The organism is Rhodococcus sp. 077-4, from assembly GCF_047782425.1.
Lineage (GTDB): Bacteria > Actinomycetota > Actinomycetes > Mycobacteriales > Mycobacteriaceae > Rhodococcoides.
The window spans coordinates 261941-277237 of sequence record NZ_JAJPWC010000001.1 but is presented as its reverse complement, the minus strand read 5'-3'; the positions used below and the strand labels follow the sequence as shown (position 1 = coordinate 277237).

Sequence of the window (15297 nt, the reverse complement as noted above, 5' to 3'; positions counted from 1 at the left end):
GGTGGTTCAGGCTCCGATCGTGACGGGCTTGGGGTGGTCTTTGCCGCGCGGCAGGCAGGCGATGCCCACGACGATCACGGCGAGGACGGTCAGCGGGGCTGCCCACCGTAGGAGGGGGAATTCGCCGGTGGGGTCGAAGATCTCGGCCCGCGGCCACGACAGGTTGATCACCATCAGCCCGCCGTAGAGGACCGCGGCGATGTTGACGGGCAGGCCGAGACGGCCGAGGGTGAACAGCTTCTCGCCGTCGGCATCCTTCTGTACTCCGCCGTGCGGCCAGCCTTTGAGTCGCTGGATCAGCAGTGGGACGGTGACCATCATGTAGGCGAGGTAGATCAGCACGATGCAGACGCTGGAGAGCGTGGTGAAGATCGCCGAGTTGCCGACGTTGACGGCCAGGATCGCCACGCAGGCCAGACCGATCAGGACCGACGGTGCGATGGGAGTTCCGGTGCGTGAGTTGACTTTCGCGAGAGCAGTCGAGGCGGGCAGTCGTCCGTCGCGGGCCATGGAGAACATCAAGCGCGACGCCGCGGTCTGGATGGCGAGGGTGCAGATGAACACGGCGATTGCCACGTCGATGAGCAGTACCTTGCCCCACGGGGACGTCAGGATCGAGTCGATCACGTACGGAAGTCCCTGTGCCGCAAGCTCACCATCGGTCAGGCTGGGTGCGGCCATCAGAGCGCCGACGATCATCAGGCCACCGCCCAGTGCCGAGGCGGACAGGGCGAGACGGATGGTGCGCGGGGCGACGCGTCGGGGATTGCGGGTCTCCTCGGCGAGTTCGCCTGCCGAGCCGAAGCCGACCATGACGTAGGCGGCCATCAGGCCCGAGACGATCCAGGCACCGATGTAGCCGGGATCCGCTCCGGCAGTGCCGGTGTCGAAGACCACCTGCGGTCCACGCTCGGCGTGGGTGAAGAACACCAGGACGAGGGCGATGACGCCGACGATCTCGCAGGTGACGCCGATGCTGTTGATCCGCGACATCCAGTTCACGCCGATGCAGTTGATGGTGGTGGTGAGCACCAGCAGAATCGAGCCCAGCACAACGGCATTCGCCGCACCGCTCGGTGAGGTGAGTGCGGTGTCCTCGCCGATCAGCTGGAATCCGCCCCAGATGCTGGGCAGCACCACCTGCAGTGCGATGGCGGCTGCCGAGGCGGTGACGATCTGCGCGATGATCATGAACCAACCGGCGAACCACCCGACCAGCTCACCGCCCATGCGTCGCGACCAGTGGTAGATCGCGCCCGAGATGGGATAGCGGGCAGCGAGTTCGGCGAAGTTCAGGGCCACCATGAACTGCCCCAGAAACACCAGCGGCCAGGTGAGGAAGAAGGCCGGGCCACCGAAGCTGAAGCCGAGTCCGAAGAGTTGGAAGATGGTCGTCAGAATCGAGACGAACGAGAAGCCGGCTGCAAAGGACGCGTACTTGCCGAGGCTGCGATGCAGCTGTTGGTCGTAGCCCAGCGCAGCCAGATCCGAATGATCCGAGGTGGTGGGCGGTTCGGACCCCGCGCCGGGGGCAGGCAGTGTGGTCGAGCTCATGTGTACTCCTACGGCCGAAGCGGGGTTTCTGTCAGTTGATAGTTTTCGGGATCGCCGTTCCCTCGCGGTGACCGTCGTGAAACAAGCTCGTTTCGTCTATTTCGATCAGATGACAGAAATCTCACCGTCACGTCGACCTGACAAGATGGGCCCATGACCGGCGCAGGCAGACCCAGGCTGAGCACGAAGAAACGGCCCGGCGACACCGCTCGCGAGGAAATTCTCGACGCCTCGGCCGAACTGTTCACCACTCGCGGATTCACCAACACCTCGACGCGCGTCATCGCCGACGCCGTCGGACTGCGTCAGGCCTCGCTCTATCACCACTTCGCCACCAAGGACGACATCCTCGACGCGCTGCTCAGCGGAACGGTCGACGCGCCGTTGGCCGTTGCGCAGCGGATCCGCGAGTCGGGGGCAGCCGCGGCGGTTCAGATGTATGCGCTGGCCTACTTCGATGCCGGGCAGCTCGGTGCGTCCACGTGGAACCTCGGCGCGCTCTACCTGCTGCCCGAACTGCGCAGCGAGCGCTTCGAGTCCTTCCGTGACCATCGCTACACGCTGATGGGTCTGTATGCGGCGATCGCGTCGGATACCGTGGCCGAGCTCGGTGCCGCGCCACGTCCTGGGACCGTCGACCTGCCGTTTCGCCTGGTGGAGACCATCGTGAACGCCCGCGCCGACCTCGAGAACGGCAGGCCCGACGCGATGGCCGACGCCGCAGCCATCGCCGAGGCCGCGTTGCGTGTGCTGGGGTGGTCGTCCGATGTGGCGGGGCTGCACGACGCGGCCCAGGACTTGCTGAAAGGACTCCGATGACTCAGCTTCCGGCTTGGGCGCAGGCTCTCGACCTGGCCCCACACCCCGAGGGTGGTTGGTTCCGCGAGACCTGGCGCAGCGAGGTCACCATTCCGCAGGAATTTCTGCCCGACGGGTATCCCGGTCCCCGCGCGGCAGGCACGGCGATTCTGTTTCTGCTCATGCCCGGTCAGCAGTCTGCGTGGCACACTGTCCGCGGAACCGAGATGTGGCTGTATCACCGGGGCAGTCCTGTGCAGCTCGACCTCGGCGGCGCGGGGGCCGAACCGGGGACCGTCACCTCGTTGCTCGTCGGACCCGAATCACCGCAGCAGATCGTGCCGCCGTCGGTGTGGCAGCGGGCGCGTCCGCTGGGCGAGGAACCGAGCTTGGTCAGCTGCACCGTCACCCCTGGATTCGATTTCGAGGACTTTCGGCTCGAGGACGGTAATGGGTAGAAAGCGCGGATCGGAGCCGACCGGCGGATTGCAGCCCGGGGTCTTCGAGATCGATTCGGGCACCTGTGAATTGGTTCGCGACACCTTCTCCGACGACGGCTGGGTCGTCAACGTCAACGACGTCCCGAGTTCGCACATCGACATGAACGACCCCACGGTGCTCGAGTTCGAGTACATGCGGTGGATATCGGGACTGGTTCGAGCGCAGTGGGATTCGAGCTTTCCACTGCGGGCGCTGCACCTCGGCGGTGGGGCGTGCACTCTGGCGCGCTCGTTCACCGCGGAGTTCCCCGGTGCGCGCCAGGTGGTGGTGGAACTGGATGGCAAGCTCTCGGCGCTGGTGCGCGAATGGTTCGACCTACCGCGGGCACCGCTGCTGCGCATCCGCGTCGGGGAAGCACGCGCCGTCACCGAGACGCTGAGCGAGAACAGCCGCGACCTGATCGTGCGAGATGTGTTCGCGGGAGCGGTCACTCCCGCCCCGCTGCTCACCGCCGAGTTCACCGAGCAAGTTCGACGCGTCCTCTCCCCCGGCGGCATGTACGTCGTCAATTGTGGTGACAGACGGGATCTCTCGCTTGCGAAGCAGGAGGCGTCGACTCTTCGCAGTGTCTTTCCGCACCTGGCAATCGTCGCCGATCCGGCGATGCTCAAGGGCAGGCGCTACGGCAACATCATCATTGCGGGCAGTGACGTGCCGATCGGGGATTCCCCGTCGTTGGCTCGCGAATTGCTCGGCGGCGCGGTTCCGGCTCACGTGTGGTTGACCGAGCAGGTCGAGTCCTTCGCTCGCGACGCGAGGATTCTGCGGGATTAAGGTGCGGGGACGTTGCTCGCGAGGTCCTTCGCCAGTCGTTCGGCAGCCGAGATCAGCAGGGGCACGAACTGTTCGGCCGACTCCAGCGTGACCCGGGCGGTGGGTCCGGCGATGGACAAGGCCGTGAGCGTCGGTGCACCGATCACCGGTACGGCGAAGCAGCGCACTCCCACTTCCTGCTCACCGTCGTCGACGGCGTACCCGCGTTCGCGGATCACAGCGAGGTCCGCGAGCAACGCGTCGAGAGTGGTGAGGGTGTTGACGGTCCGGGGAGCCATGCCGAGACGGCCGACGATCGCGCGGACGGCGTCGTCGTCGAGTTGCGCGAGCAGAGCTTTGCCGACTCCGGTGGAATGCGGCAACACTCGCTGGCCCACTTCGTTGAACATCCGCATGGCGTGTTCGGACGGCACCTGCGCGACGTACACCGCCATGTCGTCCTCGAGAAATGCCATGTTCGAGGTCTCGTGCGTGATGCGGACCAGCTCGGCGAGGTAGGGTCTCGCCCATCCGCCGATCAGCTTCGATGCGCTGTCACCCAACCGAATGAGCTTGGTGCCCAGTGCATATCGGCGAGACGGGAGCCGTCTGACGTAGCCGAGAGAGACGAGGGTACCGATCAGTCGGTGCACTGTCGGCATCGGTAGATCGGTACCCTCGGCGAGTTCACTGATTCCGATGGATCCGCCCGAGGCGGCCATGATGTCGAGCAACTCGAACGCACGCTCCACGGACTGCACCCCGCCACCTGCCGCCACAGTCCCACCTCGCATGCTCGTAGCTTCTACCGATCTCGATAGAACACTACTGGTGATGCCGCGTCGCGACCGGAGGTGCTGCGGTCACCACCGAGGGCGAGGCCTTCTGGCCACGGGTGACGACGTTGAAGAGGATGTTCAGCACGACGGCGACGATGCTCGCGGCGCTGATGCCCGAGTCGAGCACCACGTGGACCCAGTCGGGGAAGGCCGCGTAGAAGCCCGGCACCGCGATGGGTATGACGCCGAACCCGATGGCCACCGCCACGATGACGAGGTTGAGGTTGCCGTCGAACTCCACTTTGGACAGGGTCCTGATGCCGCTCGCCGCCACCGAACCGAACAGCACGATGCCTGCCCCGCCGAGTACCGGCAACGGAACCGACGCCACCACCAACCCGAGAACGGGAAAGAGTCCGAGGAAGAGCAGCACCGAGCCGCCGGCCGCGACGACGTAGCGGCTCTTGATTCCGGTGACAGCCACCAGGCCGACGTTCTGGGCGAACGCACTGGCGGGGAAGGTGCCGAACACGGGAGCGATGGTGGTGGCCACCATGTCTGCGCGCAACCCGTCGCCGACGCGTCGGGCATCGACGTCGGTACCGACGATCTCGCCGACGGCCAGGATGTCCGCGGTGGTCTCGGTCATGATGACGAGAATGACGACCACCATCGACATGATCGCCGCGATCTGGAAGGTGGGTGCACCGAAGGCGAACGGCTCGGGGAGGCTGAAGATGGCACCATCGCCCACGGCCGAGAAGTCGGCCTTGCCGACGAGGACGGCGAACACCGTGCCGACCACGATGCCGATGAGAATCGACAGGCGTGAGAGCGTGCCCTGCACCAGTCTGCTCACGAGCAGCACGACCAGGAGGCTGAAGGCAGCGAGTCCGATGTTGGACATCGAGCCCCAGTCGGTGGCCTGCTGGTTACCGCCCATGGCCCACCGAACCGCAACGGGCAGTAGAGAGATGCCGATGACGGTGATGATCGTGCCGGTCACCACCGGCGGGAAGAAGCGCACGATCTTGCTGAAGAACGGGGTGATGAGGATGCCGATGGCACCGGCGGCGATGATGGCTCCGAATACCGAGTTCAAGCCACCCGGCCCGCTCGCGATGGCCACCATCGTCGACACCGACGCGAACGAAATGCCCTGTACCAGAGGTAGCTTCGCGCCGAAGTAGGGCACCCCCAGGGTTTGCAGCAGGGTGGCCGCTCCACTGACGAACAATGCGGCCGAGACCAGCAGGGCGATCTCGGTGCCGCTCAACCCCGCTGCACCGCCGACGATCAGGGGTGGTGCGATGACTCCGCCGTACATCGTCAGGATGTGTTGCAATCCATAGAGATACGACCTGCCGATCGACAACCGTTCGTCCTCGGGACGGGCGGGATCGTGCGGCGCGCGGGTGTCGTTCAGCTTGCGTTTCGTCAGCTTCATGGCCCTGCGCTCCTAGCAGAATCCGGGAACGGTATCCCAGGCGCGGCCTGCGTCCGGGGCGTCGTCGCGCTGCACCGTGGCCTCGATCAGACCGTAGGGACGATCCGCGACGTAGAAGACCTCACCGGGGTTGTCGAGCCCGAACGGCTCGAGGTCGACGAGAAAGTGATGGATGTTGGGCATCGAGAACTTGATCTCGCCGATCTCCGGGTGCGCTTCGAGTACCTGCTTTCCCATCTGGAACAGACTCTGCTGCAAAGCAAGAGAGTGAGTGGAGGCGAAGGCGTCGAGCATGACGGAGCGGACGTCGTCGAAGGTCTTGTCGAAGTCCAGCTCGGTGGTGAGGTACCGCCAGCGGGCGCTGACCGACGTCGCGAGGATACGGTCCGTGGTCTCCTTCAGCGTGGTGTACCGGTCCTTCGGGTAGCCCCAGAACTCGGATGCCGTCGAGTTCAGCACAACGAGATCGCTGATTCCGGAGACGACGGAGATGTCGTTGCCGTCGATCGTGACGATCGTGTTCCGCTTCTCGTCGCTTGCCTTGACGAAGGAATGGTCGTATCCGTCTGTGCCGTTGTTGCTGCCGATCCGCGACCAGGAGTACTGCTCGACCTCCCAGCGACCACCGGTGATCCAGTCGAAGCTGTCGGTGAAGTGCGCGCCGAGACGCAGCGCGAAGTTCTCGATGGTCCCGATGCCGTCCCGCGCGAAGGCGTACACGGTGTTCTTCTGGGTGTCGGTTGCCACGACGTGGGCGTTGTCGCCTTCGGTGTGGACGGCGTCGAGGTCGCCGCGCAGCTGCGAGGTGACACTGACGTCGGTGATGCGGTGGCGAGGAGTCTCGCGGTCGATGCGGACGAGCCTGCATTCGGCTTTGCCGTACTGGTTTGCTCCGAGCACGATGGTCATGGGTTCTAGCTCCCTCGATAGGTGGTGAAAGCGAACGGACTCAACAGAAGTGGGATGTGGTAGTGCTGGTCGGGTGCGGTGATCTCGAACGTGACGACGACCTCGGGGTGGAAGCACTCGGTGTGCTGCGCCGCGAAGTACGCCCCGGTTGCGAAGGTGAGGCGGTAGATTCCCGGTTCGAGTTCGCTCGGACCGAGCGCCCCGACCCGGCCGTGATCGTCGGTGACGGCGTCGGCAACCGGGGTGCCGTGGTGATCGGCGAGAACGATCGAGACACCCTGCGCGGGAAAACCTCTGGCGGCGTCGAGCACGTGAGCGGTGACATGGCTCTTGTGATCAGGCATCGCCGAGGCTCCCCGTTGCGCGAATTTCGGCGATCTCCCGCAGCTCGTGTTCGACGACGGCGGCCTCGGTCGCGGGGTCGTTGCCGAGCCTGCTGTGCAGAGCGTCGAGAACGGCCCGGGCATCCCGGCCGGCAGCCCTGATCAGGAAGACCTGCCCGAACCGCCTCTCGTAGTCCATGTTTTCAGCTCGCAGTTGCTGTTCGATGTTCGCGTCCGTGATGTCGACGCCCGCTTGTTCGGCGCTCGCAAACTCGGCACTCGCATTGTGGGTGTCGGGTCTTTCGCCGATACGTGGATGCACGGCCAATGCTCGACGCACTTCCTCGGCTGTCAGTGGCGCGGCGGCGTGCTGAATGGTGAGGCGCAGAGCCTGGGCGTCGGCGAACGGTCGGGCGCTCAGAACTTCCTCGACCCAGCGCGGTACGTCGAGGCAGAGCGAGAGTGTGCGTGCCGCCTCGGTCTCGGAGGTCGCGTTCAGATTGGCGGTCGCTATCTCCGGCTTGGATTCCGCAATACGAAATGATGATTCCACCAAACGAGCGTGACACCGATCACACCGAGTGTCAAGGGCTAATCTCGGGCTGTCTGTGTCGAGCCATTCCTTGTTGCTGCACTGCAGTATTCGGCACTTCGCCCGGGCGGTCCGGGTGTGCGGGTCTTGACAGATCCACGTGGTGCACGCCACACTCGAAACACAAAACGGAATAGCAATTCCGTATTACGGACTTTGACCCGGTCCGTTCGAGCCCGAGAGGAACGACTTCATGACGGAGCTTTTCTGCAACGGTGGCGCGATGCGCGGCGGAAGCTTGCATCACAACGTCTCGTCCCACCCGTTCGTTGGCACGGTCCGCACCACCCCGAACTACCGCTTCTTCTCCGTACGGGACGAATTTCCGGCGTTGTTGCTCGATCACACCGCCGGTGCGGCCATCGAAGGCGAGTTGTACGACATTCCGCTCGACGCCATTCGCACGTCCTTCTTGCCGGACGAACCGCCGGAACTCGAACTCACCGTGGTCGCTCTCGAGGACGGGCGCTCGGTCCTGGGCGTCGGCCTCCGCCCCGGGGTGCTCGATGCGCAACCGGACGAACTGACCGACATCACCTACGCCGGCAGCTGGCGCCGTTACCGCGGCCTTCCGCAACCACTGTCCTGATAGATCGAGCTCTGAAAGGCACTGTGCATGAACACCTTCGCTGATTCTCGACTCCACTACACCGTCAACTGTTCCATTCTCTTCACCGATGTTCCGCTGCTGGATCGACCGCAGCGGGCGCGAGACGCCGGCTTCGATGCCGTGGAATTCTGGTGGCCGTTCTCGAACCCGGTCCCGTCGGACGCCGATGTCTCCGCATTCGTGTCCTCGATCCGCGATGCCGGGGTGCAGCTGACCGGACTGAACTTCGCCGCCGGTGATATGCCCGCCGGTGATCGCGGGATTCTCTCCGATCCCGCGCAGGTGCAGGCTTTCCGAGACAACATCGACATCACGGTCGGAATCGGTGAGCAGCTGGGAACCAAGGCGTTCAACGCCCTCTACGGAAACCGTATCGACGGCGTGGATCCGTTGCAGCAGGACGACGTCGCGATCGAGAACCTGGCCGCAGCCGGGCGAGCGGCGTCCACGATCGGTGGCGTCGTACTGATCGAACCCGTCAGCGGCGCACCCGCCTACCCACTGAAAACCGCGGCCGGAGCCGTCGCCACCATCCGACGCGTGGCCCGTGAACAGGACGTACACAATCTGCGTCTGCTCGCGGACCTCTACCACCTCGCCGTCAACGGAGAGGACGTTTCCGCAGCGCTCGATGCCCACCACGACTTGATCGGGCACGTTCAGATCGCCGATTCCCCGGGCCGCGGAGAACCGGGCACCGGCTCGCTCGACCTCGGCGGACAGATCGCCGGACTCGCATCACGGGGTTACGACGGTTACGTCGGACTCGAATACAAGGCCACTCGCCAGGACACGTTCGACTGGCTGGATCTGGCTCTCTCCACCGGCACCACTACCACGTAAGGATTCCCATGAGCACCATTGCATTCATCGGCCTCGGAATCATGGGCAGTCCCATGTCCGTGCATCTCGCGAAGGCAGGCCATCAGGTGGTCGGCTACAACCTGACCCCCGATCGCACAGGTCCATTGGTCGAGGCAGGCGGCACCGCCGCCGATTCCATCGCCAAGGCTGTCCACGACGCCGACATCGTCGCGATCATGGTTCCCGACTCCCCGGACGTCCAGGAGGTCCTGGGCGGTGAGGGCGGTGTGTTCGACAATGCTCGACGCGACGCGCTGATCATCGACTTCTCCAGCATCCGTCCCGATGTCACCGCCACGTTGGCTGCCGACGCGACCTCGCGCGGCTTCCGCATCCTCGATGCCCCGGTCTCCGGCGGCCAGGCCGGTGCCGAGAACGCGACGCTGTCGATCATGGTCGGCGGCAGTGCGGACGACTTCGCCACTGCCAAGCCGATTCTCGACGTCGTCGGCAAGACCGTCGTACATGTCGGCCCCAGTGGTTCCGGCCAGACGGTCAAGGCAGCGAACCAGCTGATCGTGGCCGGCAACATTCAGGTGCTCGCCGAGGCGATCGCGTTCCTCGAGGCCTACGGCGTCGATCTGGCTGCGTCGGTGGAAGTGCTCGGCGGCGGCCTCGCCGGTTCGGCAGTGCTGAACCAGAAGGCCCAGAAGATGCTCGACCGGTCTTTCGAGCCCGGTTTCCGTATCGACCTGCACCACAAGGATCTCGGCATCGTCAACTCGGCTGCACGCGAGGCAGGGGTCGTGATTCCGATGGGTGCTGTACTGGCGCAGCTGATGGCCTCCGCCCGCGCCAACGGCGATGGCGGCCTGGACCATTCGGCGCTGTACCGCGGTGTCGCACGTCTTTCCGGTAAGGAGAACTGACATGGCGAAGATGCGCGCGGCCGAAGCTGCGGTGAAGATTCTCGAACTCGAAGGTGCGACAACCGCATTCGGCCTTCCCGGTGCGGCCATCAATCCCTTCTACGCGGCGATGCGCAATCACGGGGGCATCCGCCACGTGCTGGCCCGCCACGTCGAGGGTGCCTCGCACATGGCGGAGGGATTCACTCGAGCGGCACCGGGCAACATCGGGATCTGCATCGGTACCTCCGGCCCGGCCGGAACCGACATGATCACCGGGCTGTATTCGGCCATGGCGGACTCGATTCCGATCCTCGCCATCACCGGGCAGGCCCCCGTCGCGCGGCTGCACAAGGAGGATTTCCAGGCCGTCGACATCGCATCGATCGCCGCACCGGTGACGAAGATGGCGATGACCGTGCTCGAACCCGCCCAGGTTCCCGGGGCATTTGCGCAAGCGTTCCACCTGATGCGTTCCGGTCGTCCCGGCCCGGTGCTGATCGACCTTCCGATCGATGTGCAATTGGCCGAGATCGACTTCGATCCCGAGACGTACCAGTCCTTGCCGGTGCACAAGCCCGTCGCGTCGCGTGCCCAGGCCGAGAAGGCCATCGACATGCTCCTCGCGGCGGAGCGTCCGCTGATCGTGGCCGGCGGCGGGATCATCAACGCCGACGCCTCGGACTTGCTCGTCCAGCTCGCAGAGATCCTCGACGTCCCGGTGATCCCGACGCTCATGGGCTGGGGCACCATCCCCGACGATCACCGCCTCGCGGCAGGCATGGTCGGTTTGCAGACCGCGCACCGATACGGCAATGCGACCATGCTGGCCTCGGACTTCGTGCTCGGAATCGGAAACCGTTGGGCCAACAGGCATACCGGTGGTCTGGAGACCTACCGCAAGGGCCGCAAGTTCGTGCACGTGGACATCGAGCCGACTCAGATCGGACGCGTCTTCGCGCCGGACTACGGCATCATCTCCGACGCCAAGGCCGCACTCGAGCAGTTCGTGGCCGTCGCCGAAGAGCGTCGCGCGGCAGGCACGGTGCGTGATCTCTCGGGCTGGGTCGAGGACTGTGCGGCGCGCAAGCGCACGATGCATCGCCGCACCCACTTCGACAACGTGCCGATCAAGCCGCAGCGTGTGTACGAGGAGATGAACAAGGTCTTCGATCGAGACACCCGCTACGTCAGCACCATCGGGCTCTCGCAGATCGCGGGAGGTCAGTTCCTTCACGTGTATTCGCCGCGGAACTGGATCAACTGCGGTCAGGCCGGCCCGCTCGGCTGGACCATTCCCGCTGCGCTGGGTGCCGTGGCTGCCGATTCGAAGACGAATGTCGTTGCCCTGTCAGGTGATTACGACTTCCAGTTCATGATCGAGGAGCTGGCCGTGGGTGCGCAGTTCAATCTGCCGTACGTGCACGTGGTGGTGAACAACTCCTACCTCGGTCTGATTCGGCAGGCGCAGCGCGCGTTCGACATGGACTTCTGTGTTCAGTTGGGATTCGACAACATCAACCACCAGGACACCGTGGACACTCAGCCCGGTATCCCCAAGGGCTACGGCGTCGACCACGTGCAGGTTGCAGAAGGATTGGGCTGCAAAGCGCTTCGCGTCACCGATCCCGACCTCATCGGCGAGGCGCTCGTGCGGGCCAGAACGCTGGCGTCCGAGCACAAGGTTCCGGTCGTGGTCGAGATAATCCTCGAGCGGGTCACCAATATCTCGATGGGTACCGAAATCGACAACGTCGGCGAATTCGAGGAGCTGGCAACCACCTCGTCCGACGCACCCACTGCGTTGCTCCTGCTGGACTAGAGATGAGGCGAATTCTGCTCGCCCCGGACAAGTTCAAGGGCTCGCTGACGGCGGCGGAGGTCGCACGGGCGTTGGCGGCGGGGTTGGCTTCCGTCGACCCGACGCTCGAGACGGTATGCCTGCCCGTCGCCGACGGCGGTGACGGCACCGTCGATGCTGCCGTCACCGCCGGTTGGGACCGAGTGGCAGTGACCTGCACGGGACCGACCGGCGAACCGGTACACACGTCCTATGCCCGTCGCGGCGATACTGCCGTCGTCGAACTGGCGTCGGCCGTCGGGCTCGAGCTTCTGCCCGATGGAGTGCCGGATGCCCTGGGATCCAGCACATTCGGTCTCGGTACCGTCATTTCGCACGGGCTTGTAGCGGGTGCGGAGCGTATCGTCGTCGGGCTCGGGGGCAGTGCGTCCACCGACGGCGGTGCAGGGATGCTCATGGCGCTCGGTGCGCGCATCCTCGATGCCGACGGCAACGACGTCGCGCTCGGCGGAGGTCCACTGCGCGGCGCAGTCCAGCTCGATCTGAGTGGCTTGTTGCCGTCGGCGAGAGCAGCTGAGTTCGAGCTGGCGTGCGACGTCGACAATCCGCTGCTCGGCGTCACCGGAGCTGCGGCGGTCTACGGCCCGCAGAAGGGTGCCGGGCCGCAGGAGCTGCTGTATCTGGAACACGGGATGCGGCAGTGGGCTCATCTGGTGCGCAACGCAATCGGTCGCGATCTCAGCGGCCTGGCCGGCACCGGGGCAGCAGGTGGGACCGCGTTCGGAGCTGTCGCAGTACTGGGTGCCACCGCGAAGTCGGGGATCGAGACGGTGCTCGAGCTGATCGACTTCACCGGCGCTGTGGCGTCGGCCGATCTGGTCGTCACCGGTGAGGGCTCGCTGGACGAACAGAGCCTGCACGGCAAGGCACCGATCGGTGTCGCTCATGCTGCGCGTGCAGTGGGTGTTCCGGTGATCACCGTGGCGGGACGAAGCACCGTTGCCCTGGACCGGTTGCGTCCGTACGGAATCACGGCTTCCTACGCGTTGTCCGACTTGGAGCCGGACCCTCGCATCTCCATGCGTGACGCGGCCAGGTTGTTGTACGAGGTGGGCCGAACAGTGGCCACCACACATATTTTGGAAGGAACGTCATGACCGATACCGATTTCACCACCTTGACCGATCTCGCGTCCCGGGCGCTCGGCGGCAGCGTGTCCGCAGCGAACGACGAGTTGTTCGCCCAGCGCGAGAACCTGATCAAGCCCGATTCCCCGCTGTTCGATCCCGCGGACTTCGGCCACAAGGGAAAGGTATACGACGGGTGGGAGACTCGGCGTCGCCGCGACGAAGGTGGTCATGACTGGGCGATCGTGCGACTCGGGGCACCGGGCATCGTGCACGGAGTCGTGGTCGACACCGCTCACTTCACCGGGAACTACCCGCCTTTCGTCTCCATCGAGGCTGCGTCGATCGAGGGCTACCCGTCCATCGAGGATGTGCTGAAGGCCGATTGGCACACCATCGTCGACAAGTCCCCCGCAGTCGGTGACACCGCGAACTCCTACGCGGTCGCCGATCGGCACCGGTGGACGCACCTGCGCCTGTCCATCTACCCCGACGGCGGTGTTGCTCGGTTCCGTGTGCACGGCCAGGTGGTACAGGATCCGCGGTTCCTCGCCGGCACAGTCGATCTGCTTGCCGCGGAGAACGGTGCCCGGCTCACCGACTGCTCCGACGCGTTCTACTCCTCGCCCGCGAACATCATCCTGCCCGGACGGGCCCGCAACATGGGTGAGGGTTGGGAGAATTCTCGACGACGCAACGGCGGCAACGACTTCGCAGTGTTCGCTCTCGCGTCGCCCGGGGCCCCGCGCCACGTGGAGGTCGATACCAGCTACTACGTCGGCAACGCGCCGGGGTGGATTCGACTCAGCGCCATCGACTCTCGTCGCCGGCACATCACGGACCCGACGGCCTGGAGCGAAATTCTGCCCCGAACCGCCGTTCAACCGGATACACGCCACCGGTTCCTGCTGAACGAGTCCGACGCGTACACGCACCTGCGACTGGACGTGTACCCAGACGGTGGACTCTCCCGATTGCGATTGTTCGGTGAACTCGACGCCGAAGCCCTCGATGCGGCTGACGTCGCGTGGAAGTCGTCCGAGCTGCAGAGTGTCTCCAGTGCAGGCTGATTCGGTCGATCTGGTTGTCCGCGCTGCTCGAGCTGTGATCGGCGGGCAGGAGGTTGCGGCGTCGATTTCCGTGCGCGACGGCCGAATCGTGGCCATCGACTCCCTGGATGCGCCCGTGTCTGCGGCAGTGGTGGTCGAGCTCTCGCCGGACGAGGTGCTGTTGCCCGGTCTGGTCGATACTCATGTGCACGTCAACGAGCCGGGGCGTACCGAGTGGGAGGGGTTCGCCAGCGCCACCCGAGCTGCGGCTGCGGGAGGCATCGCGACCATCGTCGATATGCCGCTCAACAGCATTCCGCCTACGGTCGATGTGGCTGCGTTGGAGATCAAGCGCCGGGTGGCGGCGGATCAGTCGGTCGTCAATGTCGGTTTTTGGGGCGGGGCCGTGCCGGGGAACGTTGATCAGCTTCGGCCACTGCACGATGCGGGGGTCTTCGGTTTCAAGTGCTTCCTGCTTGCGTCGGGCGTGGACGAGTTTCCGCCGTTGACGCCGGCGGAGCTGGAGAAGGCTCTGATCGAGATCGCGTCGTTCGACGGGTTGATGATCGTGCATGCCGAGAACGCCGAGGTGATTGCTGATGCGCCTCCCGCTACTGGCCGCGAGTACTCGGGCTTTCTCGAATCACGTCCGCGTGCGGCGGAGAACCGTGCCATCGAGCAGGTGATCGAGTTGTCCCGTCGGACAGGGTGCCGGGTACACATTCTGCATCTGTCCAGTGCGGATGCGTTGCCGATGATTGCGGCGGCCAAGCGGGACGGCGTGCGGGTGACCGTCGAAACATGCCCGCATTATTTGTGTTTCGATGCGGAAGCAGTGCCGGCGGGGGCAACACAGTTCAAGTGTTGCCCGCCGATTCGTGAGGCCGGCAATCGAGAGTTGCTGTGGCAGGGTTTGTCCGACGGCACGATCGACACCATCGTCACCGACCACTCCCCCTGTACGCCCGATCTGAAGAGGTTCGACACCGGAGACTTCGGCGATGCGTGGGGCGGGATCGCGTCGTTGCAGGTGTCGCTGGCTGCAGTGTGGACCGAGGCGCGTGCCCGTGGGTTCGCGCTGACCGACATCGTGCGGTGGATGGCCACCAATACTGCCGATCAGGTGCAGATGACGGACCGAGGCCGCATCGATATCGGTTGTGCGGCAGACCTGGTGGCGTTCGCTCCGGATGAGAACTTCACCGTGGACGTGGATCAGCTGTACCACCGCAACCCCGTGACTGCCTACGATCGGCTCGGCCTGTCCGGTGTGGTGCGACGATCGTGGATCGCGGGATCGGAGGCGTCGACCGGACAGTTGTTGTCGCGCCAGCGTTGAGTT

Annotated in this window: 16 protein-coding genes; 10 read left to right on the top strand and 6 right to left on the bottom strand. The window is 65.0% G+C overall.

Annotation, left to right across the window (positions count from 1 at the left end):
* Window positions 1–6 precede the first annotated feature (6 nt).
* Complete coding sequence (locus ACNEOT_RS01335; protein ID WP_415971505.1) at window positions 7–1554, bottom strand: amino acid permease; 1548 nt, start codon at window positions 1552–1554, stop codon at window positions 7–9.
* Window positions 1555–1707: 153 nt separating this feature from the next.
* Between ACNEOT_RS01335 and ACNEOT_RS01330 the strand changes: the two genes are divergently transcribed.
* Genes ACNEOT_RS01330 through ACNEOT_RS01320 form a run of 3 tightly spaced genes read left to right on the top strand, consistent with a single transcriptional unit; the run spans window position 1708 to window position 3627 of the window.
* Window positions 1708–2373: a TetR/AcrR family transcriptional regulator gene (locus tag ACNEOT_RS01330; protein ID WP_415971503.1), complete on the top strand. Its 666-nt coding sequence runs from the start codon at window positions 1708–1710 to the stop codon at window positions 2371–2373.
* Window positions 2370–2810, top strand: a complete 441-nt coding sequence (locus ACNEOT_RS01325; protein ID WP_415971501.1) for a cupin domain-containing protein — start codon at window positions 2370–2372, stop codon at window positions 2808–2810. The genes ACNEOT_RS01330 and ACNEOT_RS01325 overlap by 4 nt, the downstream gene beginning before the upstream one ends.
* Window positions 2803–3627, top strand: coding sequence for a spermidine synthase (locus tag ACNEOT_RS01320; RefSeq protein WP_415971500.1), 825 nt, complete (start codon window positions 2803–2805; stop codon window positions 3625–3627). The genes ACNEOT_RS01325 and ACNEOT_RS01320 overlap by 8 nt, the downstream gene beginning before the upstream one ends.
* Here ACNEOT_RS01320 and ACNEOT_RS01315 read toward each other — a convergent pair.
* From ACNEOT_RS01315 to uraD, 5 genes are read right to left on the bottom strand one after another with little or no spacing between them, the layout of a single operon-like run.
* Complete coding sequence (locus tag ACNEOT_RS01315; RefSeq protein WP_415971498.1) at window positions 3624–4400, bottom strand: IclR family transcriptional regulator; 777 nt, start codon at window positions 4398–4400, stop codon at window positions 3624–3626. The genes ACNEOT_RS01320 and ACNEOT_RS01315 overlap by 4 nt on opposite strands.
* A gap of 31 nt (window positions 4401–4431) precedes the next feature.
* A complete protein-coding gene (locus ACNEOT_RS01310; RefSeq protein ID WP_415971496.1) occupies window positions 4432–5832 on the bottom strand; it encodes a nucleobase:cation symporter-2 family protein in 1401 nt (466 codons plus the stop codon).
* Window positions 5833–5844: 12 nt separating this feature from the next.
* Entirely contained in the window at window positions 5845–6741 is an 897-nt protein-coding gene (gene pucL / locus ACNEOT_RS01305; protein ID WP_415971494.1) for a factor-independent urate hydroxylase, read from the bottom strand.
* Between the two features lie 5 nt (window positions 6742–6746).
* Window positions 6747–7085 (bottom strand): hydroxyisourate hydrolase, encoded by a 339-nt coding sequence (uraH, locus tag ACNEOT_RS01300; protein ID WP_415971493.1) that lies wholly within the window; start codon window positions 7083–7085, stop codon window positions 6747–6749.
* Entirely contained in the window at window positions 7078–7617 is a 540-nt protein-coding gene (gene uraD / locus ACNEOT_RS01295; RefSeq protein ID WP_415971492.1) for a 2-oxo-4-hydroxy-4-carboxy-5-ureidoimidazoline decarboxylase, read from the bottom strand. The genes uraH and uraD overlap by 8 nt, the downstream gene beginning before the upstream one ends.
* A gap of 232 nt (window positions 7618–7849) precedes the next feature.
* Here uraD and ACNEOT_RS01290 point away from each other — a divergent pair, with 232 nt between their 5' ends.
* The 7 genes from ACNEOT_RS01290 to allB are packed head-to-tail and all read left to right on the top strand — an operon-like array spanning window position 7850 to window position 15294.
* The gene (locus ACNEOT_RS01290) at window positions 7850–8245 is read left to right on the top strand and encodes a gamma-glutamylcyclotransferase (protein WP_415971490.1); all 396 of its coding nucleotides are present in this window, start codon (window positions 7850–7852) and stop codon (window positions 8243–8245) included.
* A gap of 27 nt (window positions 8246–8272) precedes the next feature.
* The gene (locus ACNEOT_RS01285; protein WP_415971488.1) at window positions 8273–9109 is read left to right on the top strand and encodes a hydroxypyruvate isomerase family protein; all 837 of its coding nucleotides are present in this window, start codon (window positions 8273–8275) and stop codon (window positions 9107–9109) included.
* Window positions 9110–9117: 8 nt separating this feature from the next.
* On the top strand, window positions 9118–9999 hold the full coding sequence (locus ACNEOT_RS01280; protein ID WP_415971486.1) for a 2-hydroxy-3-oxopropionate reductase: 882 nt from the start codon (window positions 9118–9120) through the stop codon (window positions 9997–9999).
* A gap of 1 nt (window position 10000) precedes the next feature.
* Window positions 10001–11800: a glyoxylate carboligase gene (gene gcl / locus ACNEOT_RS01275; protein ID WP_415971485.1), complete on the top strand. Its 1800-nt coding sequence runs from the start codon at window positions 10001–10003 to the stop codon at window positions 11798–11800.
* 2 nt (window positions 11801–11802) lie between these two features.
* On the top strand, window positions 11803–12936 hold the full coding sequence (locus ACNEOT_RS01270; protein WP_415971483.1) for a glycerate kinase: 1134 nt from the start codon (window positions 11803–11805) through the stop codon (window positions 12934–12936).
* A complete protein-coding gene (alc, locus tag ACNEOT_RS01265) occupies window positions 12933–13976 on the top strand; it encodes an allantoicase (protein WP_415971481.1) in 1044 nt (347 codons plus the stop codon). The genes ACNEOT_RS01270 and alc overlap by 4 nt, the downstream gene beginning before the upstream one ends.
* Entirely contained in the window at window positions 13918–15294 is a 1377-nt protein-coding gene (allB, locus tag ACNEOT_RS01260; protein WP_415973615.1) for an allantoinase AllB, read from the top strand. Before alc ends, allB begins: the two co-directional genes overlap by 59 nt.
* Window positions 15295–15297 lie beyond the last annotated feature (3 nt).